We start from the raw sequence: 23,284 nt of genomic DNA on the forward strand, positions 1-23,284 counted from the left end.
CCCGTCCCGAGGCGGCGGAGGACCCCCTTCCGGGGAATTTCGCGCGAAGCTTCACCGCACGGGAACTTCGGCAGGTGCCGGTTCGCTTGCATACAGTGGCTGTGTCTCGAAGCAGCTTCCCGCAGCGGCTTCTTCATATGGACATCCAGTAGCGCGATCGAAGGGACGTACATGCCCATGGGTCACACGGCCACCGCCCAGGCCGGCTCCGGCGGCCTGACAGCGACCGAGCACCGTCTGGCCAATGGCCTGCGCGTGGTGCTCTCCGAGGACCATCTGACCCCGGTCGCGGCGGTCTGCCTCTGGTACGACGTCGGCTCGCGCCACGAGGTCAAGGGCCGCACGGGCCTGGCCCACCTCTTCGAGCACCTGATGTTCCAGGGCTCCGGACAGGTCAAGGGGAACGGGCACTTCGAGCTGGTGCAGGGCGCCGGCGGCTCGCTCAACGGCACCACCAGTTTCGAGCGGACCAACTACTTCGAGACGATGCCCACGCACCAGCTGGAGCTGGCCCTGTGGCTCGAGGCCGACCGGATGGGCTCGCTGCTCGCCGCGCTCGACGAGGAGTCCATGGAGAACCAGCGCGACGTCGTCAAGAACGAGCGCCGCCAGCGCTACGACAACGTCCCGTACGGCACCGCGTTCGAGCGGCTGACCGCTCTCTCCTACCCCGAAGACCACCCGTACCACCACACCCCGATCGGTTCCATGGCCGACCTGGACGCGGCGACCCTCGAGGACGCCCGCGCCTTCTTCCGTACGTACTACGCGCCGAACAACGCCGTCTTGTCGGTCGTCGGCGACATCGACCCCGAGCAGACCCTCGCCTGGATCGAGAAGTACTTCGGCTCCATCCCCTCCCACGACGGCAAGCAGCCGCCGCGCGACGGCGCGCTGCCCCCGATCATGGGCGGCCAGCTGCGCGAGGAGGTCCGCGAGGAGGTGCCGGCACGCGCCCTGATGGCCGCTTACCGGCTGCCCCACGACGGCACCCGCGAGTGCGACGCGGCGGACCTCGCCCTGACCGTGCTGGGCGGCGGCGAGTCCTCCCGCCTGCACAACCGCCTGGTCCGGCGCGACCGTACGGCGGTGGCTGCCGGGTTCGGACTGCTCCGGCTCGCCGGCGCGCCCTCCCTGGGCTGGCTGGACGTCAAGACGTCGGGCGGCGTCGAGGTGGCCGAGATCGAGACCGCGGTCGACGAGGAGCTGGCCCGGTTCGCCGAGGAAGGCCCTACGCCCGAGGAGATGGAGCGCGCCCAGGCCCAGTTGGAGCGTGAGTGGCTCGACCGGCTCGGCACGGTCTCGGGCCGCGCCGACGAACTGTGCAGGTACGCGGTGCTGTTCGGCGATCCCCAGCTCGCGCTGACCGCCGTGAACCGGGTCCTCGACATCACCGCCGAGGAGGTCAAGGCGGCCGCGCGGGCCCAGCTGCGGCCCGACAACCGGGCGGTCCTGGTCTACGAACCGGTCGAGCCCGCCGAAGAGGCCGAGGCCGCCACCGACACCGACGCGCACGAAGGGGCGGACCAGTGACCGACGCTGCCGCGACTGAAGTTTCGATGCAGTACCACCCCCAGCCCGCTCCCGGCGTGGCGCGCCCCTGGGCCTTCCCCGCGCCCGAGCGCGGCTCTCTGCCCAACGGGCTGACCGTGCTGCGCTGCCACCGCCCCGGCCAGCAGGTCATCGCTGTGGAGATCTTCATCGACGCCCCGCTGGACGCCGAGCCCGAGGGCCTGGACGGCGTGGCCACGATCATGTCCCGCGCCCTGTCCGAGGGCACCGACAAGCAGAGTGCCGAGGAGTTCGCCGCCGAGCTGGAGCGGTGCGGCGCGACCCTCGACGCCCATGCCGACCACCCCGGCGTCCGGGTGTCCCTGGAGGTCCCGGCCTCCCGGCTGGCCAAGGCGCTCGGCCTGGTCGCCGAGGCGCTGCGGGCACCGGCCTTCGCGGACAGCGAGATCGAGCGGCTGGTGCGCAACCGGCTGGACGAGATCCCGCACGAGCAGGCCAACCCGGCCCGCCGCGCGGCAAAGCAGCTCTCCAAGGAGCTGTTCCCGGCCACGGCCCGCATGTCGCGCCCGCGCCTGGGCACCGAGAAGACCATCGAGCGCATCGACACCGCGGCCGTGCGCGCCTTCTACGATGCGCACATCCGCCCGTCCGCCGCGACCGCCGTGGTCGTCGGCGACCTCACCGGCATCGACCTGGACGCCCTGCTCGCCGAGACCCTCGGTGACTGGTCCGGGAACACCGCCGAGCCCCGCCCCGCCCCGCCGATCACGGCCGACGACACCGGCCGCGTGATCATCGTGAACCGCCCGGGTGCGGTGCAGACCCAGCTGCTGATCGGCCGCATCGGCGCCGACCGCCACGACAGCGTGTGGCCGGCCCAGGTCCTCGGGACCTACTGCCTGGGCGGCACGCTCACCTCCCGGCTCGACCGGGTCCTGCGCGAGGAGAAGGGCTACACCTACGGCGTGCGGGCCTTCGCCCAGGTGCTCCGCTCCAGCGCCGCGGACTCCGCCTCGGGCGCGACGGGCGCCGCGATGCTGGCCATCAGCGGCTCCGTGGACACCGAGTCCACCGGCCCGGCCCTGGACGACCTCTGGAAGGTCCTGCGGACGCTGGCCGCCGAGGGCCTGACGGACGCCGAGCGCGAGACGGCCGTGCAGAACCTCGTGGGGGTGGCGCCGCTGAAGTTCGAGACGGCCGCCTCCGTCGCGGGCACCCTCGCCGACCAGGTGGAGCAGCACCTTCCGGACGACTATCAGGCGACGCTGTACGCCCGCCTCGCCGAGACCGGCACGGTGGAGGCGACCGCGGCCGCGGTCAACGCCTTCCCGGTGGACCGGCTGGTCACGGTCCTGGTCGGCGACGCCTCCCGCATCGAGGAGCCGGTCCGGGCCCTCGGGATCGGTGAGGTGTCGGTCGTCACCGGCTGACCGGTCACTTCGCCCCTCGGACGGGCAACGGGGAGGCTCCGGCGCGTGGTTGCGCCGGAGCCTCCCCGCATGACTGGACCCGTTTGCCCTCTATGTGGCTGATTTGAGCGCTATATGATGATTCGCCCTGTGGGATGCGCTACAAAACCCCGTGCCCGTTTGGTGACGGGAAGTCCGGCCGCTTAGCGTCGGGTCCGCTGTCCGCCACTCGTACGCCGCATCCGTGACGTACCGGGCAGCCATCGCCGAGTCCCCGTCCGGCGCGAGCCCGGGGAGCCGGGGACCCACGCAGTCCCTGGGGTGAATCGGATGCCGGCGCCCCCCGGGGCGAGGCGTCCGTAGGAGACCTTCCTGCTCCGAACCCGTCAGCTAACCCGGTAGGCGAGAAGGAAGGAAAGGACCAGCCACCCCATGGCGTTCACCCGTGCCACCGGGAAGCACCGTGCCCCGAGCCGTCTGACGCGTACCGGCGCCAAGGCCGTCGGCATCGCGACCCTCGCCACCACCGGCGTCGTCGGATCGCTGGCCTCACCGGCCCTCGCCGCCGACGCGGGAACGGCCCCCGCCGCCACCGAGACCGGGCTCTCCCAGATCCTCACCATCGAGAAGACCCTCGCCGACCGGATCGAGGCCCAGGCCGCCGCGCAGCAGCACCTCGCCGACGCCGCCGAGAAGAAGGCGGCCGCCAAGGCGAAGGCCGTGAAGAAGGCCGAGACCGCGAAGAAGCAGGCCGCCGCCAAGGCGGCGAAGGTCAAGGCGGCGGCCAAGGCGAAGGCCCAGGCCGCACGCGAGGCCTCCGGACGCGCCGGCCGCTCCATCACCCGCACCGCTCTGGGCGGCACCTACGGGCTCCCCGTCGCCGGCTCGTACGTGACCACCGGCTACAAGTCCAGCGGCTCGCTCTGGTCGTCCGGCAGCCACTCCGGCATCGACTTCCACGCCGCCTCCGGCAGCTCCGTCGTCGCCGTCGGCGCCGGTACGGTCGTCGAGGCGGGCTGGGGCGGGGCGTACGGCAACAACATCGTGCTCCGGATGACGGACGGCACGTACACCCAGTACGGCCACCTCTCGTCGATCGGCGTCTCCGTCGGCCAAGAGGTCGCGGCCGGCCGCCAGATCGGACTCTCCGGCTCCACCGGGAACTCCACCGGCCCGCACCTCCACTTCGAGGCCCGGACCACGCCCTCCTACGGCTCCGACATGGACCCGGTCGCCTACCTGCGCGCCCACGGCGTCACCGTCTGACCGTTCGCAGGCTCCCCGGCGAAGGCCCCGGCATCCCGCCGGGGCCTTCGCCGTACCCGTACCGCCCAGCCCGCCCCGCTCGGCCGTAACCAAAAGATATTCATGAATTCTCGCCCGGCATCGGAAATGCGAGCGCATTGCAATAGAGTCATGGCAGAGGTGTCGATCGGCCGCTGTTCGCGGGGATTGAGACGGAGGTTCGGACATGCGTGTTCCGGCGCATTCGGTATGCACGGCAATCCGTGACGACATCGTTTCCGGTGTTTTCGAACGCGGCAGCCGGCTCACCGAGGAGGTGCTCGCACGGCGTTACGGGGTCTCCCGCGTCCCGGTACGGGAAGCGCTGCGCACCCTGGAGTCCGAGGGCTTCGTCGTCACCCGGAGACACGCCGGGGCCTGCGTCGCCGAGCCGTCGGAGCAGGAGGCCGCCGATCTCCTGGAGGTCCGCAAGCTGCTGGAACCGCTGAGCGCCGCCCGCGCGGCCCAGCGCCGGACGGAGGCCCACCTCAAGGTGTTGCGCGGCCTGGTCCGGCTCGGCCAGGAGCGGGCCCGCCGGGGCGAGGGCGAGGACCTGCGCTCCCTCGCCGGCTGGTTCCACGAGACGCTGGCCCAGGCCTCGGGCAGCCCCGGCCTCATCGCCCTGCTCACCCAGCTGCGCCACAAGATCGCCTGGATGTACGCGGTCGACCAGCCGGCCCGCCCGGTCGAGGCGTGGGCGGAGCACGGGGCGCTCGTGGACGCCGTGGCGCGCGGCGACGCAGAGCGGGCGAGGGCCCTGGCCATGCAGCTCGCCGAACGCCAGGGCGCCGCGCACCGGCTGCGCCGCGCCGCCCGGCCCACCTCCGCCACCGTGCCCCGGGCCGGCCGCGTGAGGACTTCGCAACGTGCCGTAAACACCGCGAGCGGCCGGAATTAACAAAGGTCGCGTACAAATAAATAAGGGCCCGCGTAAAAACCGTAAAAGCGTCGCGGGTTATTCGGTCCGGTCGTCGCGTCGGCGCACATACGCAAAAGCCGCGGCGCCCCATGCAGGGGGCCGCGGCTTTGCCGCGAGAATTCCGGCGGTTGTGACCGCTCGGGCTCAGACGGTCTCCGGGAGCTCTTCCAGACCCTCGGCGACCAGCTTGGCCAGACGGTCCAGCGCGGCCTCGGCGTTGTCCGCCTCGGACGCGAGCACGATCTCCTCGCCACCCTGGGCGCCGAGGCCGAGCACCGCGAGCATGGAGGCCGCGTTCACCGGGTTGCCGTCCGCCTTGGCGATGGTGACGGGAACGCCGGAGGCCGTAGCGGCACGGACGAAGATGGAAGCGGGGCGGGCGTGCAGGCCCTCGGCCCAACCGACGTTTACGCGGCGCTCAGCCATGGTTCTGCCCTTCACGAATCAATGGTTGTCTAGACCAGTGTCTCATGTGGTGCGCGATGCTCCGGGGCCGACCCGCGGGCCCTCCCTAGGCCCGTGCCCACGGTCGTCCGGACACCCCAGACTGCCCCCGCCCCGGCGCCCCCGCGACCGGTGCGACGGCCGTAGGCTTGGCCCATGCAGCCCTCTCCGGAGCAGAGTCCGCATCACGCCTACCCCGATCACTGGGAGGCGGACGTGGTGCTCCGCGACGGCGGCACCGCGCGGATCAGGCCGATCACCACGGACGATGCCGAGCGCCTCGTCAGCTTCTACGAGCAGGTTTCCGACGAGTCGAAGTACTACCGCTTCTTCGCGCCCTACCCCCGGCTCTCCGCCAAGGACGTCCGCCGCTTCACCCATCACGACTACGTCGACAGGGTGGGCCTGGCCGTCACGGTGGGCGGCGAGTTCATCGCCACCGTCCGCTACGACCGGATCGACGCGACCGGCCGCCCCGCCTCGGCCCCCGCGGACGAGGCCGAGGTCGCCTTCCTCGTCCAGGACGCCCACCAGGGCCGGGGCGTGGCCTCCACCCTGCTCGAACACATCGCGGCCGTCGCCCGCGAGCGCGGCATCCGGCGCTTCGCCGCCGAGGTGCTGCCCGCCAACACCAAGATGATCAAGGTGTTCCGGGACGCGGGCTACACCCAGCGGCGCAGCTTCGAGGACGGCTCCGTCCACCTCACCCTGGACCTCGAACCCACCGCCGAGTCCCTCGCCGTCCAGCGCGCCCGTGAACAGCGCGCCGAGGCCAAGTCCGTGCAGCGGCTGCTCGCCCCCGGCTCCGTCGCCGTCATCGGAGCCGGCCGCAACCCCGGCGGCGTCGGCCGCACCGTCCTGCGCAACCTCCTCGGCGCGGGCTTCACCGGCCGTGTCCACGCGGTGAACAGCGCCCTCGAAGCCGGCCAGGACACCATCGACGGGGCCCCCGCGCACCGCTCCCTGGGCGAGATCGGCGAGCCGGTCGACCTCGCGGTCGTGGCTGTCCCCGCCGACCGGGTCCCGGAGGCCGTCGCGGACTGCGGCGAACACGGCGTCCAGGGGCTGGTCGTCCTCTCCGCCGGTTACGCCGAGTGGGGCGCCGAGGGCCGCGAGCGCCAGCGCGAACTGGTCCGCCAAGCCCGCTCGTACGGCATGCGGATCATCGGGCCCAACGCCTTCGGCATCATCAACAACTCCGAGGAGGTCCGGCTCAACGCCTCGCTCGCCCCGGAACGGCCCGCCTCCGGCCGCATCGGTCTGTTCACCCAGTCCGGCGCCATCGGCATCGCCCTGCTCTCCGGCCTCTACCGGCGCGGCGCGGGCCTCTCCACCTTCATCTCGGCCGGCAACCGCGCCGACATCTCCGGCAACGACTTCCTCCAGTACTGGCACGACGACCCGGACACCGACGTCGCCCTGCTCTACCTGGAGTCGCTGGGCAACCCCCGCAAGTTCACCCGGCTCGCCCGCCGCACCGCCGCCGTGAAGCCCGTGGTCGTGGTCAAGGGCGCCCGGCACAGCGGCTCCACCCCGCCCGGCCACGCCGTACCCATCAGCCGCATCCCCGACTCGACCGTCTCCGCGCTGATGCGGCAGGCGGGCGTCATCCGCGTCGACACGGTCACGGAGATGGTCGACGCCGGACTGCTCCTCGCCGACCAGCCGCTTCCCGCGGGCGGACGCGTCGCGATCCTCGGCAACTCCGAATCCCTCGGGCTCCTCACGTACGACGTCTGCCTGGCCGAGGGGCTGCGGCCGCGCCCGCCCATCGACCTCACCACGTCCGCGACCCCGCAGGACTTCCGGGACGCGCTGTCGGCCGCCCTGGCGGACGGGGGATGCGACGCCGTGATCGTCACGGCGATCCCCTGGGTGGGCGAGAACGGCGAGGCGGAACCGGGCGACGGCGAGGTCCTGGCCACCGCCCTGCACACGGCGGCCGCCGCCGGACCGGCCAAGCCGGTCGCCGTGGTGCACGTGGAGATCGGCGGCCTGGCGGAGGCGTTGTCCGCCGCCACCAGCACGGTGTCCCAGCAGCGCCCGGCCACGCAGCCCTTCGCGGCGGCGCAGGGGACGACGGCGGCCGGTGCGACGGGGGCGCCCGCCGCGTCGCCGAGCGCCCCGTACACCGGCGCCCCGGACACCGGCGCCCCGTACACCGGCGCCCCGGCGCCCAAGCCGTCCGGCGCCCGGGCGCCCAAGCCGTCCGCCGCCACGAACGCTGCTGCTCCGACACCGACGTTCCCCGCTACGAACGGCGCGTTCCGAACGCACGTGCCGACCACAGCCCCGCCGTCCGGCGCCGCACAGCCCGTCGGCGCGGACGGCACCTCTGCCCCGGACGGCACCCCCGAGGCCCCCGGCGTCCCCCAGAACGCCCCCCGCATCGGTCGCATCCCCGCCTACCCCGCTGCCGAGCGCGCCGTGCGGGCGCTCGCCGAGGCCGTGCGGTACGCGCAGTGGCGGCGCCAGGCGGCGGTGCCCGGGAAGGTGCCCGACTTCCTCGACGACACCATCGATCCCCAGGGCGCCGCCGCCCGCATCGACGCACTGCTCGGCAAGGACCCCGACCCGCGCGGCCGGCCGCTCGGCCACGACGAGGCCCGCGAACTGCTCGCCTGCTACGGCATCGCCGTCCGCCCCACGCTGCCTGCCCCCGGCCCGGAGGAGGCGGTGGCCGCGGCCGCCCGGCTCGGCTACCCGGTAGCCCTGAAGACGACCGCCCCCCACCTGCGCCACCGGGCCGACCTCGGCGGCGTACGCCTGGACCTCGACAGCGAGGCCGCGCTGCGCCGCGCGTACGGCGATCTGACCGAACTGCTCGGCAAGCCCGCGGAGCTGCGGCCCGTCGTCCAGGCCATGGCGCCACGCGGCGTCGACACGGTTGTGCGGGCCACCATCGACCCGGCCGCGGGCGCCGTGCTCTCCTTCGGGCTGGCGGGCGCGCCCTCCGAACTGCTCGGCGACACCGCCCACCGCCTGGTCCCGGCCACCGACCGTGACGCCGCGGAGCTCGTCCGGTCCATCCGCGCGGCCCCGGTCCTGTTCGGCTGGCGCGGCGCGGCGCCCGTGGACACCGACGCGCTGGAGGAACTGCTGCTGCGGGTCTCCCGGCTGGTCGACGACCACCCCGAAGTGGTCTCCATCGCCCTGGAACCGGTCGTTGTCGCCCCGCAGGGGATCTCCGTGCTCGGGGCGAGCGTCCGTCTCTCGCCGCCCCCGGCCCGGACCGACCTCGGCCCCCGCCGCCTGGCCAACTACTGACCGCGCCCCCGCTCGCTTCCCTCTGGACCGCCCCGCGCGGGCGCGCAGCGGCGTCCCCGGCAGCCACCTGGCCCCCGTAGGATGGGTCCCATGGCTAAGACCGGTACGACGACCCAGGGGCTGCGCGCGGCGATCGAGCGCAGCGGCTACTACCCGGCCCTCGTGGCCGAGGCGGTGGAGGCCGCCGTGGGCGGTGAGCCGGTCGCTTCGTACCTGGTGCACCAGGAGACGACCTTCGACTCCAACGAGGTGCGCCGGCACGTCACGGTGCTGGTGCTCACGGACACCCGCTTCATCGTCAGCCACACCGACGAGCAGAACGCCGACACCAGCTCCCCGTCGCCGTACGCCACCACCTCCACCGAGTCGGTCAAGCTCGACCGGATCTCCTCTGTCGTGGTCAGCCGCGTCGTCGCCAACCCGGAGAAGTACGTCCCGGGCACGCTGCCCCGCGAGGTCGTCCTGACCATCGGCTGGGGCGCGGTCTCCCGCATCGACCTGGAGCCCGCCGCCTGCGGCGACCCCAACTGCGAGGCCGACCACGGCTACACCGGCAGCACCACCGCCGACGACCTGAGCCTGCGGGTCAGCGAGGCCGGCGACGGCCCGGACACCGTGCGTCAGACCCTCGCCTTCGCCCAGGCGCTCTCCGAGGCCACGGCCGCGACCCCCGCGGCCGGCCGCTGATGGCCCAGCCGGCCTGGCAGGACGACTTCGTCCCGCTGTCCGTCGACTCCGCGCCCGTCCCGGAGTACGGCAGCGGCTCGCTCGCCGATCTGCTGCCGACCCTGCTCGCGGGTCAGGAAGTGCCCGGCTTCGGCGCGTCCATCGGTGAACTCACCCCCGCCGACCGCAACTGCGTCTTCCTGATCGACGGCCTCGGCTGGGAGCAGATAAAGGCGCACCCGGACGAGGCCCCGTTCCTGCACTCGCTGCTGCCGACCTCGCGCGGCGGCACCGGCCGCCCGATCACGGCGGGCTTCCCGGCCACCACGGCGACCTCGCTGGCCTCCGTCGGCACCGGCCTGCCGCCCGGCGAGCACGGTCTTCCCGGTTACACGGTCCGTAACCCCGAGACCGGCGAGCTGATGAACCAGCTCCGCTGGAACCCGTGGACCCCGCCGAAGGCCTGGCAGCCCCACCCCACCCTCTTCCAGCTCGCCGACGCGGCCGGTGTGCGCACCGCCCAGGTCTCCGCCCCCGCCTTCGAGCAGACCCCGCTGACCAAGGTCGCGCTCAGCGGCGGCTCCTTCCTCGGCCGGCTCAGCGGCGAGGAACGGATGGACACCGCCGCCGAGCGGCTCGCCGCCGGCGACCGCTCGCTCGTCTACACGTACTACAGCGAGGTCGACGGCAAGGGCCACCGCTTCGGCATGGACTCCGACGCCTGGCGCGGACAGCTGATGTACGTCGACGGGCTGGCCCGCCGCCTGGCCGAGCAGCTTCCGCCGCGCTCGGCGCTCTACATCACCGCCGACCACGGCATGATCGACATCCCGTTCGACGAGCAGTCCCGGATCGACTTCGACGAGGACTGGGAGCTGGGCGCCGGCGTCGCGCTGCTCGGCGGCGAGGGCCGTGCCCGGCACGTGTACGCCGTCCCGGGCGCGGCGTCCGACGTGCTGGCCGTCTGGCGTGAGGTGCTGGGCGAGCAGTTCTGGGTGGCGAGCCGGGACGAGGCCGTCGCGGCGGGCTGGTTCGGCCCCACGATCGACGAGCGGGTGTACGGCAGGATCGGTGACGTGGTCGCGGCCGCCCACGACGACGTGGTGATCATCGCCTCGCGCAACGAACCGCATGAGTCGGCCATGGTCGGCATGCACGGTTCCATGACCCCCGTCGAGCAGTTCGTCCCGCTCCTCGAAGTACGCTCCTAGCCGTTCCGCTCCGCTCAGCCGCTCTCGCTTCCCGTCCCGAAAGGTGCTCAACCCCTCATGCCCGAGCTTGTGTTCTTCTCCGGGACGATGGACTGCGGCAAGAGCACCCTGGCCCTCCAGATCGGCCACAACCGCTCGGCCCGGGGCCTGCAGGGCGTCATCTTCACCCGGGACGACCGGGCGGGGGAGGGGAAGCTGTCCTCCCGTCTCGGCCTCGTCACCGAGGCGGTCGAGGCGGACGAGGGCATGGACCTCTACGCGTATCTCGTCGCCCAGCTGTCCAAGGGGAGCCGGGTCGACTACGTGATCGTGGACGAGGCGCAGTTCCTGGCCCCGGCACAGATCGACCAGCTGGCCCGGGTCGTGGACGACCTGGAGATGGACGTCTTCGCGTTCGGCATCACGACGGACTTCCGCACCCGCCTGTTCCCCGGCTCGCAGCGACTGGTGGAGCTGGCGGACCGGATCGAACAGCTCCAGGTCGAGGCCCTCTGCTGGTGCGGTGCCCGCGCCACGCACAACGCCCGGACCATAGACGGCGAAATGGTCGTCGAGGGCGCGCAGGTCGTCGTCGGCGATGTGAACCGCCCGGCGGGCGAGGTCGGTTACGAGGTGCTCTGCCGCCGCCACCACCGCCGCCGTATGACGAGCGCCGCCGCGCGTGCCGCCGCTCTCTCTCCGGACGTCCTGCCGGTCGCCTCCGCCTGAGTGCCGCACCGTCATCGGCCGTCGGCGCCCGCGGGACTGGTGGCGGTGACCCGAATCACGGACGACCCAGGGGGAGCCATCCGCATTCGAAGACAGCGTTACTGAGCCGGGCAAGGGCGGCTGTCAGAACGTGCCTCCGGTCTTCCAGGCACCCCGATTGCTGACGCGGGCGGGTTTTCGGCCACTGCGGCCGGCTGTGGAGCCAGTGCCGCACTTACGTTCTCGTACGGAGGGGCAGGCCGGAGCTGTGCGTCGGACGGCTGGATCATGGCGGGGGCCGAAGGGGCCCATTGCCGCCCATGACCGCAGCTGACAGCATTCCGGCGTGCACACGATTCGGCGGCCGGGCACGGGCCAGACCTCGGCCGACCCCCCCACCCGTTGGTTCTGTCCGTGGGATGACCAAGGAGTACTCAAGCTCATGGCGCCATCGAAATTGCGGATGTTGCTGCTCAGTGTCGTAGGCGCTGTCGCCCTGCTCGGCGCCGTCATCGCCCCCGCGTCGGCCGCACCGGACGACGCCGCACCCGAATCCTCGTCCGGCGTCGCGGCTGCCGCCTTCTGGTCCTGCACGGTGCCGTCCGGTTACGTGTATACGAACACGCAGTCCACCCTGGACTGCTCGACAGGCGGCGGGTTCCACACCAAGTACTACGTACAGCCGCCCACGAACGGCCTCTGGGCCTGTTCTACCGCTTCCGGCTTCACGTACTCGAACACCCAGTCCACTCTGGACTGTTCGACCAGCGGGAGCTTCGGGACCAAGTACTACCTGCAGACTCCGAAGACCGGCCTGTGGGCCTGTACGGTGCCGTCCGGTTACACGTACTCGAACACGCAGTCCACTCTGGACTGTTCGACCAGCGGGAGCTTCGGGACCAAGTACTACCTGCAGACTCCGAAGACCGGCCTGTGGGCCTGTACGGTGCCGTCCGGTTACACGTACACGAACACGCAGTCCACTCTGGACTGTTCGACCAGCGGAAGCTTCGGGACCAAGTACTACCTGAAGGCGCTGTGACCGTCGGCTGACCGTGCGAGGCGTGATTCCGGGCGGATGTCCGGTGAACCGCGCCCCGCACGTGCCACCAGGCACAGGGCGGGGCGTCGGCTGCGGTCACGCCTCGCCCTTTACGGGTGCGGGCTCCGTGCCCCGCCGCCACCGTCGTGTGACGGGTGCGCCCGCCGCGGGCTTACTGTCGCGTCGACCGCTGGATCGTGAACACCGCGCCCTCCGGGTCCGCGACCGTCGCGACCCTGCCGCTCGGGCCCTCCCTCGGCGGGCTCAGGACCTGCCCGCCGAGCTCCGCCACCTGCTGCGCGGCCTCGTCCGTGTCGGTCACCTCGAAGTACGTCATCCAGTGCGGTCCCCGGTCGCGCAGCAGGGCGTGGCCGACGCCGTGCAGCGAGGCCACCGGGCGCCCCTGGATGTGCAGGGTCTGGTAGTCGAAGTCCGCCGAGACGACGGCCTTGGTCTCGTAGCCGAAGACCGCCTGGTAGAACTTGGCGACCGTCGACGTCTCCCGGGTCACCAGCTCGTTCCAGACCGGGGTGCCGGGCCGCCCGGCCAGCGCGGTGCCGGTGTGCGCGGCGGCCTGCCAGATACCGAAGACGGCTCCGCCCGGGTCGGACGCGATGGCCATGCGGCCCGCCTCGCCCGCGTCCAGCGGTCCGACGCCGACGGTGCCGCCGCAGGCCCGGATGGCCTCCGCCGTCTGGTCCGCATCATCGGTGGCCAGGTAGGTCGTCCAGGCGATCGGGAGGTGGCGGTCCGGCGGCAGCTGCCCGATGCCCGCGACCTCCTTCCCGTCGATCAGCGCCCGTACGTACGGGCCGAGCTGCTCGGGGCCCGGGGCGAACTCCCAGCCGAACAGTTCGGCGTAGAAGTTCTGGGTCGTGCGCAGGCCGTGCACGATCAGACTCACCCAGCAAGGTGTTCCGGGTGTACGCCGAGCGGCAGCCTCGGTCATCGTCACTCTCCTCGGACCATCGTGGTGGCCGTACGGGAAAACGGGGCCGGCGCGCCGTGGTGCGGTGCGAGCGGGTACGCCCCGTGCAGATGCTTGCACCACCGGCCGTGGGATGCCCTCCGGCCGCGCCGTCCTTTCCGGGATCTCGCCACAGGAAGCCCGGTTTGTCATGGTATGGCGTCCTCGCCGTTGTTACGGGCAGCCAGGCGTCTGCGCGAGGATGGCACGCATGAAGCCCATCATCTCCGCATCCGAATGTGCGAGCGAACTGGCGGGGCCGCGTCCCCCGGTGCTCCTCGACGTACGTTGGCAGCTCGGCGGTCCGCACGGCCGGCCCGACTACGAGGCGGGGCACATGCCCGGTGCTGTCTTCGTCGACCTCGACACGGAACTGGCCGGTCCGGCGGGCGGCGGCGGCCGCCACCCCCTGCCCGACCCGGCGGCCTTCGGCGCGGCCATGCGCCGTTCCGGGGTACGGAAGGACAGCCCGGTCGTCGTCTACGACGGCGGTCAGGGCTGGGCCGCGGCGCGCGCCTGGTGGCTGCTGCGCTGGGCGGGGCACCGTGATGTCCGGGTGCTGGACGGCGGGCTCGCGGCCTGGACGGGGGAGCTGTCGAAGGAGACCCCGGACCCCGCGGAGGGCGACTTCGTGCCCGCGCCGGGCGCGCTGCCACTGCTGGACGCGGACGGCGCCGCGGCCCTGGCCCGCTCGGGTGTCCTGCTCGACGCGCGGGCGGCCGAGCGCTACCGGGGAGACGTCGAGCCCATCGACCGGGTCGGCGGCCACATCCCCGGCGCGGTCTCCGCCCCGACCGGCGAGAACGTGGACGCGGACGGACGCTTCCTGGGCGCCGAGCGCCTGGCCGCCCGGTTCACCGGGCTCGGCGTCGACGGCGACACGGCGGAGGTCGGCGTCTACTGCGGATCGGGCGTCTCCGGGGCCCAGCAGGTGCTGGCGCTGGAGCTCGCCGGGCACCGGGCCGCCCTCTACGCGGGCTCCTGGTCGCACTGGTCCGCCGACGAGTCGCGCCCGGTCGCCACCGGACCCGACCCGCGGTAACGGCACGCCGTCGCGCGACGCGCAGGGGCCCGTACGCGCTCGCGTACGGGCCCCTGTCATGCCGGCGGGTCCTTCTCTAGTCCTGCTTCTTGCGGCGCGTGCCGAAGACGATCTCGTCCCAGCTGGGCACTGCCGCCCGGCGCCCGGGCCGGACCCCGTCCGCCTCGGCCTGCCGGTCCGTCGTCCCGGTCAGCCGGTCGCGGTGACCGGCGACCGCACGCGGCATCAGTACGTCGGCGTACGCGGAGCCCGCACCCGCAGAGGCGGCCGGCGACTCCTCGGCCTCCGGCTCCTGCGCCGCGGGCTCGATCGACGGCGGCTCGGGCGGAGCCGGCCGCTCCGGTACGACCATGTCGCCGCGGAAGCTCGGGACGGCCTCCAGCAGGCTGGTGAGCGAATCGCGCTCGCTCGCGGTCACCCCGGCGATCCGCTCCTCCGGCTCCGGGGGCGGCGGCGGTGCCGGGCGCTCGATCTGCCGGTCCAGTGCACGGTCCAGCGGCCGGTCGCGCGGCAGCCGGGCGATCCGGGGGACGAACGGGAAGCTGGGCTCGGGCGCCGCGACCTCGTCCGTCTCGCCGATCAGCGAACGAGCCTCGTCGTCGACGGCCTGGACCAGCCGGCGCGGCGGGTCGTACGTCCAGCTCGCCGAGTGCGGCTCACCGGCGACCCGGTACACCAGGAGGACCTCCCAGGTGCCGTCGTCGCGGCGCCAGGAGTCCCACTGGACGGTCTCCTTGTCGGCGCCGCGCAGCAGCAGCCGATCCTGCACCGCCTCGCCGAGCTGGGGGCCGGTGTTCTCGCCGGGACGGCGCACGGGGGTCTTCCGGGCCCGCTCGGCCATGAAGGCGCGCTCCGCGAGTACGGGGCCCTCGAAACGGCGGACACGGTCGACGGGGATCCCGGCGAACTGGGCGACCTCCTCGGCGGAGGCGCCTGCTCGTATCCGTGCCTGGATGTCGCGCGGGCGGAGGTGGCTCTCCACCTCGATCTCGATCTGGCCGAGCCGGGCGCGGTCGTTGCGCACGGCGGCTCTCAGCCGCTCGTCGATCGGAAGCGTGTACTCCGTGCTGTCCGCAGCCTTGAGCACCAGTCGTGTGCCGTCGTTGGAGACGGCCACGACACGCAGTTCGGGCATGGGGACCTCCCGGGTGGTGCCTGCCGACGTCACGTGCGTCGCTGCTTCCGCTAGTCGAGTGTGGCCTGCCCGGGTGCAGCCTGCCACAACATTGCCGTGTTGCCCGGCGTGTCGGGCCTGAGCCCTTGATCGCCGGTATGCCACGGTAGCCTTTGCGCAACACAAAGTGACCGATGGTCACTCCGTGTAGCTGGCCGCCGTGCGATGCCGTGCGCCGCCGGATCGAGTGCCTCCTTCGGCCCCCTCCCGAAGGTTCCGGACGCCCGCGCGGGAGTCCGGCCCCAGGGCTCGCCACAGTACTCCATTCGGGCCATGTAGGTGGACCGCCGCGCCGCCGAAGTTCTCGCGAGGTGCGGGAGTTGACCTACCCCTCCAGATGCCTCCTGCCCATGATCCGTGTCGTGCTTCACATAATCCACGCAACCGGAACTTTCGGCTTCGTTCACGTGTCCCTAGTTGGTGCATGGTGGGAGAGATGTCAATCAAGGGCTGGAAATGGTGCATAAGCCGGAAAGCGGCATAGAACCCAAGGAGAGGCGGATCGATCTGAGCCTGCCCCAGGTCGCGGGCAGCGCGGTCGCGGCGGTGGCGGCAGCCGTGGCGGCTTCCCAGCTCGGCGTGTACGGGACGATCGCCGGGGCCGGCGTCATGAGCGTCGTGGCCACCTGCGGCGGCTCGGTGTTCCAGCACTTCTTCCGTCGTACGGGGGAGCAGATACGCGAGGTCACCGTCCAGGTGAAGCACCCGGACCGCGAGGTGACCATTCACGCCCGCGAGACCGGCCCGCGTCGGCCGGAGCCCCACGTGCCGGAGACCGTCCTGCTGGGAGCGGTGGACGACGCCACCACGGTGCTGCGCCGGGCGGACGTACAGGCGGACGAGACGGTGCTCCTGCGCCGCGTGGAGCCGGACGCGACGACCGTGCTGCGGAGCCCCGCCACGTCCCCCGTGCCGGACGAGGCGTTCTCCGAGGCGACCACGCACGGCACCCGGCTGCGCGGATGGAAGCGGTCGGCCATCGGTGCGGCGGTGGTGTTCGCGGTCTCGATGGCCGGCATCACCACGTACGAGCTGATCTCCGGCGACGACCTGAGCGGCGGACACGGTACGACCGTGGGCTCCGTCGTACGCGGTGGCCACGACAGCGGCCCTTCCACGCCCGAGCCCGCCGAAACCACCGGCCCCGACCGGGACGGGACGAAGCCCGGCGGGCAGGACGAGAGCGGCACGGCGACCCCCGGCACCGGCGGCCAGGACGGCAACAGCACCGCCCCGCAGCCGGAGCGGAGCGGCGGTCCCACCGCAGGCGCGACGCCCACGCCCACCCCCTCGGACCCGGCGGGCGGCGCGGTAAAGCCCGAGCCCACGCCGACTCCGAGCACCACCGACGGTGGCGAGAGCACGGCGCCCGACCCGACGACCACCGACAGCGCCCCCGCGCCGGACGGAACCGGCGCGGGGGAGTGAACCCGGGGATGCCGGGTCAGTCGCCCAGCACCCGGCGCAGGTAGTCGTTGCCGAACAGGCGGTCCGGGTCCAGCCGGTCCCGCACGGCCGTGAACTCGGCGAAGCGCGGATACACCCCGGAGAGGTAAGCGGCGTCCCGCGTGTTGACCTTGCCCCAGTGCGGGCGGCCGCCGTGCGCGGTCATGATCCGCTCCACCGCAGTGAAGTACGCCTGGTAGGGCGTGCCCCGGTACATGTGGACGGCGATGTACGCGCTCTCCCGGCCCGACGCCGTGGAGAGCGCGATGTCGTCGGCCGGCGCGGTGCGCACCTCGACCGGGAAGCTGATCCGCAGCGGCGAGCGGTCGACCATCGCCCGCACCTCGCGCAGCGCCTCGACGGCGGCCTCGCGCGGCAGCGCGTACTCCATCTCCACGAACCGCACCCGGCGCGGGCTGGTGAACACCTTGTACGGGATGTCGGTGTACGTACGCGCCGACAGGGCCCGGCTGGAGATCCTCGCGATCGAGGGGATCGTGGCGGGCACGGCCCGGCCCAGCGAGCAGGCGACCTGGAAGGCGCCGTTGGACAGCAGCTCGTCCTCGACCCAGCCGCTGACCTTGCCGGGCGGGGCGGCGGGCCCGGCGCTGCGGTTGTTGCGCTTGGTGTTGCAGTTCCCGGTGTGCGGGAACCAGTAGAACTCGAAGTGCTCGTTCTCGGCCACGAGCTGGTCGAAGTCGGTCGTCACCCGGTCGAAGCTCATCGGCTCCTCGCGGGCGGTCAGCAGGAAGACCGGCTCCACGGCGAAGGTGATCGCGGTGATCACACCCAGGGCGCCGAGTCCGATCCGCGCCACCGCGAACACGTCGGCGTTCTCGGTCTCCGAACAGGTCAGGACCGTGCCGTCGGCGGTGACCAGCTCCAGGGCGCGTATCTGCGCCGATATGGACGCCGAGTCGCGGCCGGTGCCGTGCGTCCCGGTGGAGGTGGCCCCGGCGACCGTCTGCTCCATGATGTCGCCCATGTTGGTGAGCGAGAGGCCCTCGCGGGCCAGCGCGGTGTTGAGCCGCTTCAGCGGGGTGCCCGCCTCGACCGTCACCGTCATCGCCTTGCGGTCGATCTCGCGGATGCCCGTCAGCAGATCGGGCCGGATCAGCACCCCGTCGGTGGCCGCGGTCGAGGTGAAGGAGTGGCCGGTGCCGGCCGGCTTCACCCGCAGCCCGTCCTCGGAGGCCCTGCGCAGCGTCTCGGCCAGCTCGTCCACCGACGCGGGGGACACGGTCCTGGCCGGCCGTGCGGTGACGTTCCCCGCCCAGTTGCGCCACGGACTCGTCGCCGTCCGTGCGTAGGTCTCGGTCATCTTCCCCGCGCCCTTCCCTAGGAACCGGCCCACCCAGCCGGCGCTTCCCCCGGCCGGAAACCACGGGTTACCGGCCGGTTGGAGGGGGATCATACTCACGGTTCTCGCACATGCATCCACCCCTTCCGCCGTCCCCGCGGGGCCCGGCCGCGCACCCGGTCCCGGATGTCGGTGGGACCCGGCCGCGGCGGGGGTGGCAGGATCGAGGTCATGTCCGATCTGCGCGATCCCGCCCCCTACGACGCCCTGCTCCTGCTCTCCTTCGGGGGCCCCGAAGGCCCGGACGACGTGGTTCCGTTCCTCGCGAACGTGACCCGCGGCCGCGGCATCCCCGAGGAACGGCTCAAGGAGGTCGGCAAGCACTACTTCCTGTTCGGGGGCGTCAGCCCGATCAACGCCCAGAACAGGGCCCTGCTCGACGCGCTGCGCAAGGACTTCTCCGAACACGGACTGGATCTGCCCGTGTACTGGGGCAACCGCAACTGGGCCCCGTACCTCACCGACACGCTCCGCGAGATGGTCGCCGACGGCCACCGCCGCATCGCCGTCCTGGCGACCAGCGCCTACGCCTCGTACTCCGGCTGCCGGCAGTACCGCGAGAACCTCGCGGAGTCACTGGCCGCCCTGGAGGCCGAGGGTCTTCCCCTGCCGCGCGTGGACAAACTCAGGCACTACTTCAACCACCCCGGGTTCGTGGAGCCCATGGTGGAGGGTGTCCTCGCCTCGCTGGCGGACCTGCCCGACGACGTGCGCGGAGGCGCCCACCTGGCCTTCACCACGCACTCCATCCCGACCTCGGCGGCCGACGCCTCCGGCCCCGTGGAGGCCCACGGGGACGGCGGCGCCTATGTCGCCGAGCACCTCGACGTGGCCCGGCTGATCGTGGACGCGGTGCGTGAGCGGACCGGTACGGCGTACCCCTGGCGGCTCGTCTACCAGTCGCGCAGCGGCGCCCCGCACATCCCGTGGCTGGAGCCGGACATCTGCGACCACCTGGAAGCCCTCCACGGCGACGGTGTCCCCGCCGTCGTGATGGCGCCCATCGGCTTCGTCTCGGACCACATGGAGGTCCTGTACGACCTCGACACCGAGGCCACCGACAAGGCCGCCGAGCTGGGCCTGCCGGTACGCCGCTCCGCGACGGTCGGCGCCGATCCCCGGTTCGCCGCGGCCGTGCGCGACCTCGTCCTGGAACGGGCCGCCGCCGAGCGGGGCCGCCGGCCCGAGCGGTGCGCCCTCGGGACGCTGGGCGCGAGCCACGACCTGTGCCCGGTGGGCTGCTGCCCGGCCAGGGCCCCCAGGCCCGCCGCCGCGGGCGCCGACAGCCCCTACGCGTAAGCCTTCGTCTTTCCCTGCCCGCCGCCCCTCAATCCCTTAGGGAACGCCGTGACCCAAGTCGAACACCCAGTGGACACCCTGCTCGACCTCGCCATGGAAGCCGCGGAACTCGCGGGCCGGCTGCTGCGTGACGGGCGTCCGGCGGGACTGGGTGTGGCCGCGACCAAATCCAGCCCGGTCGACGTCGTCACCGAGATGGACATCGCCGCCGAGAAGCTGATCACCGAGTACCTGATCGAGCGCCGCCCCCTCGACGGCTACCTCGGTGAGGAGGGCGGCACGACCGCCGAGGGCAGCAGCGGCGTCCGCTGGGTCATCGACCCGCTCGACGGCACGGTGAACTATCTCTACGGGCTGCCGTCCTGGGCCGTCTCCATCGGCGTCGAGGTGCACGGCGAGCGGGTCGCCGGCGTGGTGGAGGTCCCGATGCGCGGCGAGACGTACTTCGCGCGCCAGGGCCACGGCGCCTTCGTCACCGGCGGTCCCCACGGCGACGAGCACGTCCGGCTGCGGTGCCGCCCCACCGCCCCGCTCGCCGAGGCACTGGTGGCCACGGGCTTCAACTACGTCGCCGACGTCCGGGCCCACCAGGCCGAGGTGGCGCGCGAGCTGATCCCGCGGGTGCGGGACATCCGGCGCGGAGGCTCCGCGGCGATCGACCTCTGCGACGTGGCCGCCGGCCGGCTCGACGGCTACTTCGAGCGCGGCCTGCACCCCTGGGACCTGGCCGCGGGCGACATCGTCGCACGGGAGGCCGGCGCCCTCACCGGCGGACGCCCGGGCGGGCCGGCCGACGGGGAACTGACCGTCGCGGCGTCCCCCGGCGTCTTCGAACCGCTCCAGGCCCTCCTGGAGGAGCTGGGAGCCTGGCACGACTGATCTTGGGCGCCGGGCCCGTGTCCGGGCGGCAGAAGGGCCCCGCAACCGCTGTACGGCGGTTGCGGGGCCCTTCTGCGCCGGTCAGGCGTTCGTCGCCGTGCCGATGCGTACACCGTGCTCGGCGGCGAGGCGATGGAGGTCGTCGAGCTCGCTCTGCTCGACGTCCGCGAGGAAGTCGTCGCCCGTCTCGCGGGCCTTCGTGAGGTCGTCCTCGGTGGTCTTGATGCGGTGCAGCAGACCTGCGGTGAAAGCGTCCATGAAGCGCCCCCTCATCGTCGTGGGTCGGTGGCACGGGGGTGTGCCCGGGTTTCCCTCCGCCGAAGCGGTAGGGCGGGTGATCACGCACTCTCCGGGGAATCGGAGGGGCCTGTGACAACGCCACATGGGAAGTCGTGATCGCGGGTGTGAATGCGTCCTCCCCCGGGCGAACCTCAGGGAAACCTCAACTGGCCCGGATTTCCCGTCGATTCCTGGAAGCCGCAGGTCGGGACCGCACCGTCTTACCGCCGGTTTATACGCGTTACGGGCAGGATGGAACAGCACGGGGTGTGCCGGGGCATGCCCGCGGCGCGGGCGGCCGGGCCGTTCCGGACGCCCCGGGGCCCCGTGGTGAAGATCGCTTGCGAAGTTCTAAGGAAGGAAGCGCCGTGCGCGTACTCGTCGTGGAGGACGAGCAGCTGCTCGCCGATGCGGTGGCCACCGGATTGCGCCGCGAGGCCATGGCCGTGGATGTCGTGTACGACGGAGCCGCGGCCGTGGAGCGCATCGAGGTCAACGACTACGACGTCGTGGTGCTCGACCGCGACCTCCCCCTGGTCCACGGCGACGACGTGTGCCGCCGGATCGTCGAGCTCGGCATGCCGACCCGGGTGCTCATGCTCACCGCGTCCGGTGACGTCAGCGACCGCGTGGAGGGCCTGGAGCTCGGTGCCGACGACTACCTGCCCAAGCCCTTCGCGTTCAGCGAGCTGACCGCCCGCGTCCGGGCCCTCGGCCGCCGTACGACCGTCGCCCTGCCGCCCGTCCTGGAGCGGGCCGGGATCAAGCTCGACCCCAACCGCCGCGAGGTGTTCCGGGGCGACCAGGAGGTCCAGCTCGCGCCCAAGGAGTTCGCCGTCCTGGAGGTCCTGATGCGCAGCGAGGGCGCCGTCGTCTCGGCCGAGCAGCTGCTGGAGAAGGCCTGGGACGAGAACACCGACCCGTTCACCAACGTCGTCCGGGTGACCGTCATGACCCTGCGCCGCAAACTCGGCGAGCCGGCCGTGATCGTCACGGTGCCCGGCTCCGGCTACCGGATCTGATGCCCGTGCCCGCCGCCCCGCCGTCCGCACCCCCCAAGCCCACCTGGGAGCCCAAACAGCAGGAGCCCTCGTACCCCTGGCTGCGTCCGACCATCCGGATACGGCTCACGCTGCTGTACGGCGGCATGTTCCTGATCGCGGGCATCCTGCTGCTGTCGATCATCTACATGCTGGCGGCGCAGGCACTGCACGTGGGCAGTGAGCTGCCGTTCAAGGTCGTCGACGGCTACATGTCCAGCAAGGTCTGCAACCTCCTCGAACACGGCAACTCGCCGAACGCGGTCAACGCCGCGATGAACTCCTGCGTCAACCACCAGCGCCAGCAGGCACTGGACACGCTGCTCAACCGGTCGCTGCTCGCCCTGGTGGGCCTGAGCATCATCGCCTTCGCCTTCGGCTACGCCATGGCGGGGCGGGTGCTCTCGCCGCTGGGCCGGATCACCCGCATCGCCCGCACCGTCGCCGGCACGGACCTCGCCCGCCGCATCGAGCTGGACGGGCCCGACGACGAGCTCAAGGAGCTCGCCGACACCTTCGACGACATGCTGGACCGGCTGGAGCGGGCCTTCACCGCGCAGCAGCGGTTCGTCGGGAACGCCTCGCACGAGCTGCGTACGCCCCTGGCGATCAACCGCACGCTGCTGGAGGTCCACCTCTCCGACCCGGGGGCACCGCCCGAGCTCCAGCAGCTGGGCAAGACCCTGCTGGCCACCAACGAGCGCAGCGAGCAGCTCGTGGAGGGCCTGTTGCTGCTCGCCCGCAGCGACAACCAGATCGTCGAGCGCAAGCCCGTGGACCTGGCCGAGGTGGCCTCCCGGGCGCTGGACCAGACCCGGGGCGAGGCCGAGACCAAGGGCGTCGGGATGCGCGCCACGCTGGCCCCGGCCGTCGTCCAGGGCAACGGCGTCCTCCTGGAGCGCATCGCGCTCAACCTCGTACAGAACGCCGTCCGGTACAACGTGCCGGAGGACGGGTGGGTGGAGGTGAGTACGGAGCTGCTGCCGGGCCAGGCGGTGCTCGTCGTCTCGAACACCGGCCCGGTGGTGCCCGCGTACGAGATCGACAACCTGTTCGAGCCGTTCAGGCGGCTGCGTACGGAGCGGACGGGCAGCGACAAGGGGGTCGGTCTCGGGCTGTCGATCGCGCGGTCCGTCGCGCGCGCCCACGGCGGCCGTATCATCGCCGAACCGCGCGAAGGCGGTGGTCTTGTGATGCGCGTCTCACTGCCCGTCTGACCAGCGGGACGAAGGGTTCGCACACTGATTATTTTTTGTTCGCTTTGAGCGGAATTTTCGGGACCTGACCTCGAAGAGACCGTGTGTGATCGATCACAGGAGCGAATAGCCCCCTGCCCACGCTCCGTGAGCAGGGAACT

The 23,284-nt window shown here is 72.3% G+C and carries 20 protein-coding genes and 1 riboswitch; of the genes, 15 read left to right on the forward strand and 5 right to left on the reverse strand.

Features of this window, described 5'->3' with window-relative positions; all coding sequences use genetic code 11:
• Nucleotides 1-171 precede the first annotated feature (171 nt).
• From OG242_RS25035 to OG242_RS25050, 4 genes are all read left to right on the forward strand, one after another.
• Nucleotides 172-1,533 (forward strand): M16 family metallopeptidase, encoded by a 1,362-nt coding sequence (locus OG242_RS25035; protein ID WP_405900281.1) that lies wholly within the window; start codon nucleotides 172-174, stop codon nucleotides 1,531-1,533.
• Nucleotides 1,534-1,559: 26 nt separating this feature from the next.
• Nucleotides 1,560-2,942: a M16 family metallopeptidase gene (locus OG242_RS25040; protein ID WP_405900282.1), complete on the forward strand. Its 1,383-nt coding sequence runs from the start codon at nucleotides 1,560-1,562 to the stop codon at nucleotides 2,940-2,942.
• A gap of 233 nt (nucleotides 2,943-3,175) precedes the next feature.
• Nucleotides 3,176-3,340: riboswitch (cyclic di-AMP (ydaO/yuaA leader) on the forward strand.
• Between the two features lie 13 nt (nucleotides 3,341-3,353).
• Nucleotides 3,354-4,187: a M23 family metallopeptidase gene (locus OG242_RS25045; RefSeq protein ID WP_405900283.1), complete on the forward strand. Its 834-nt coding sequence runs from the start codon at nucleotides 3,354-3,356 to the stop codon at nucleotides 4,185-4,187.
• A gap of 205 nt (nucleotides 4,188-4,392) precedes the next feature.
• Nucleotides 4,393-5,103 carry a GntR family transcriptional regulator gene (locus OG242_RS25050; RefSeq protein ID WP_405900284.1) on the forward strand — a complete coding sequence of 237 codons (711 nt, stop codon included), beginning with the start codon at nucleotides 4,393-4,395 and terminating at the stop codon, nucleotides 5,101-5,103.
• A 165-nt stretch (nucleotides 5,104-5,268) separates the two neighbouring features.
• Here the strand turns inward: OG242_RS25050 and OG242_RS25055 are convergent, their stop codons facing one another.
• A complete protein-coding gene (locus OG242_RS25055) occupies nucleotides 5,269-5,550 on the reverse strand; it encodes an HPr family phosphocarrier protein (RefSeq protein ID WP_018520603.1) in 282 nt (93 codons plus the stop codon).
• A 174-nt stretch (nucleotides 5,551-5,724) separates the two neighbouring features.
• On the opposite strand from OG242_RS25055, the gene OG242_RS25060 reads away from it, so the two are divergent.
• The 5 genes from OG242_RS25060 to OG242_RS25080 all read left to right on the forward strand — a co-directional run bounded on the left by OG242_RS25060 (nucleotide 5,725) and on the right by OG242_RS25080 (nucleotide 12,441).
• Nucleotides 5,725-8,835, forward strand: a complete 3,111-nt coding sequence (locus OG242_RS25060) for a GNAT family N-acetyltransferase (RefSeq protein ID WP_405900285.1) — start codon at nucleotides 5,725-5,727, stop codon at nucleotides 8,833-8,835.
• Nucleotides 8,836-8,925: 90 nt separating this feature from the next.
• Nucleotides 8,926-9,522 carry a DUF5998 family protein gene (locus tag OG242_RS25065; RefSeq protein WP_018520601.1) on the forward strand — a complete coding sequence of 199 codons (597 nt, stop codon included), beginning with the start codon at nucleotides 8,926-8,928 and terminating at the stop codon, nucleotides 9,520-9,522.
• Complete coding sequence (locus OG242_RS25070) at nucleotides 9,522-10,712, forward strand: alkaline phosphatase family protein (protein ID WP_405900286.1); 1,191 nt, start codon at nucleotides 9,522-9,524, stop codon at nucleotides 10,710-10,712. The genes OG242_RS25065 and OG242_RS25070 overlap by 1 nt, the downstream gene beginning before the upstream one ends.
• A gap of 57 nt (nucleotides 10,713-10,769) precedes the next feature.
• Entirely contained in the window at nucleotides 10,770-11,420 is a 651-nt protein-coding gene (locus OG242_RS25075; RefSeq protein WP_405900287.1) for a thymidine kinase, read from the forward strand.
• Nucleotides 11,421-11,841: 421 nt separating this feature from the next.
• On the forward strand, nucleotides 11,842-12,441 hold the full coding sequence (locus tag OG242_RS25080) for a hypothetical protein (RefSeq protein ID WP_405900288.1): 600 nt from the start codon (nucleotides 11,842-11,844) through the stop codon (nucleotides 12,439-12,441).
• 172 nt (nucleotides 12,442-12,613) lie between these two features.
• Here OG242_RS25080 and OG242_RS25085 read toward each other — a convergent pair whose 3' ends face one another.
• A complete protein-coding gene (locus OG242_RS25085) occupies nucleotides 12,614-13,390 on the reverse strand; it encodes a VOC family protein (protein WP_405900289.1) in 777 nt (258 codons plus the stop codon).
• Nucleotides 13,391-13,619: 229 nt separating this feature from the next.
• On the opposite strand from OG242_RS25085, the gene OG242_RS25090 reads away from it, so the two are divergent.
• The gene (locus OG242_RS25090) at nucleotides 13,620-14,450 is read left to right on the forward strand and encodes a sulfurtransferase (protein ID WP_405900290.1); all 831 of its coding nucleotides are present in this window, start codon (nucleotides 13,620-13,622) and stop codon (nucleotides 14,448-14,450) included.
• A gap of 76 nt (nucleotides 14,451-14,526) precedes the next feature.
• On the opposite strand, the gene sepH is transcribed toward OG242_RS25090, so the two are convergent.
• Nucleotides 14,527-15,585: a septation protein SepH gene (sepH, locus tag OG242_RS25095; protein ID WP_405900291.1), complete on the reverse strand. Its 1,059-nt coding sequence runs from the start codon at nucleotides 15,583-15,585 to the stop codon at nucleotides 14,527-14,529.
• A 495-nt stretch (nucleotides 15,586-16,080) separates the two neighbouring features.
• On the opposite strand from sepH, the gene OG242_RS25100 reads away from it, so the two are divergent.
• A complete protein-coding gene (locus tag OG242_RS25100) occupies nucleotides 16,081-17,052 on the forward strand; it encodes a hypothetical protein (RefSeq protein ID WP_405900292.1) in 972 nt (323 codons plus the stop codon).
• A 16-nt stretch (nucleotides 17,053-17,068) separates the two neighbouring features.
• On the opposite strand, the gene OG242_RS25105 is transcribed toward OG242_RS25100, so the two are convergent.
• The gene (locus tag OG242_RS25105; protein WP_405900293.1) at nucleotides 17,069-18,391 is read right to left on the reverse strand and encodes a D-arabinono-1,4-lactone oxidase; all 1,323 of its coding nucleotides are present in this window, start codon (nucleotides 18,389-18,391) and stop codon (nucleotides 17,069-17,071) included.
• Between the two features lie 210 nt (nucleotides 18,392-18,601).
• Between OG242_RS25105 and OG242_RS25110 the strand changes: the two genes are divergently transcribed.
• A complete protein-coding gene (locus OG242_RS25110) occupies nucleotides 18,602-19,729 on the forward strand; it encodes a ferrochelatase (RefSeq protein WP_405900294.1) in 1,128 nt (375 codons plus the stop codon).
• A gap of 93 nt (nucleotides 19,730-19,822) precedes the next feature.
• Nucleotides 19,823-20,608, forward strand: coding sequence for an inositol monophosphatase family protein (locus tag OG242_RS25115; RefSeq protein ID WP_405901722.1), 786 nt, complete (start codon nucleotides 19,823-19,825; stop codon nucleotides 20,606-20,608).
• Between the two features lie 81 nt (nucleotides 20,609-20,689).
• Here the strand turns inward: OG242_RS25115 and OG242_RS25120 are convergent, their stop codons facing one another.
• Complete coding sequence (locus tag OG242_RS25120) at nucleotides 20,690-20,866, reverse strand: hypothetical protein (RefSeq protein ID WP_405900295.1); 177 nt, start codon at nucleotides 20,864-20,866, stop codon at nucleotides 20,690-20,692.
• A gap of 389 nt (nucleotides 20,867-21,255) precedes the next feature.
• Between OG242_RS25120 and OG242_RS25125 the strand changes: the two genes are divergently transcribed.
• Both OG242_RS25125 and OG242_RS25130 read left to right on the forward strand, forming a co-directional pair.
• A complete protein-coding gene (locus tag OG242_RS25125; RefSeq protein ID WP_405900296.1) occupies nucleotides 21,256-21,909 on the forward strand; it encodes a response regulator transcription factor in 654 nt (217 codons plus the stop codon).
• Complete coding sequence (locus tag OG242_RS25130; RefSeq protein ID WP_405900297.1) at nucleotides 21,909-23,144, forward strand: sensor histidine kinase; 1,236 nt, start codon at nucleotides 21,909-21,911, stop codon at nucleotides 23,142-23,144. The genes OG242_RS25125 and OG242_RS25130 overlap by 1 nt, the downstream gene beginning before the upstream one ends.
• Nucleotides 23,145-23,284: the final 140 nt, after the last annotated feature.

It is taken from the genome of Streptomyces sp. NBC_00727, assembly GCF_045161745.1.
In the GTDB taxonomy this organism is placed as follows: domain Bacteria; phylum Actinomycetota; class Actinomycetes; order Streptomycetales; family Streptomycetaceae; genus Streptomyces.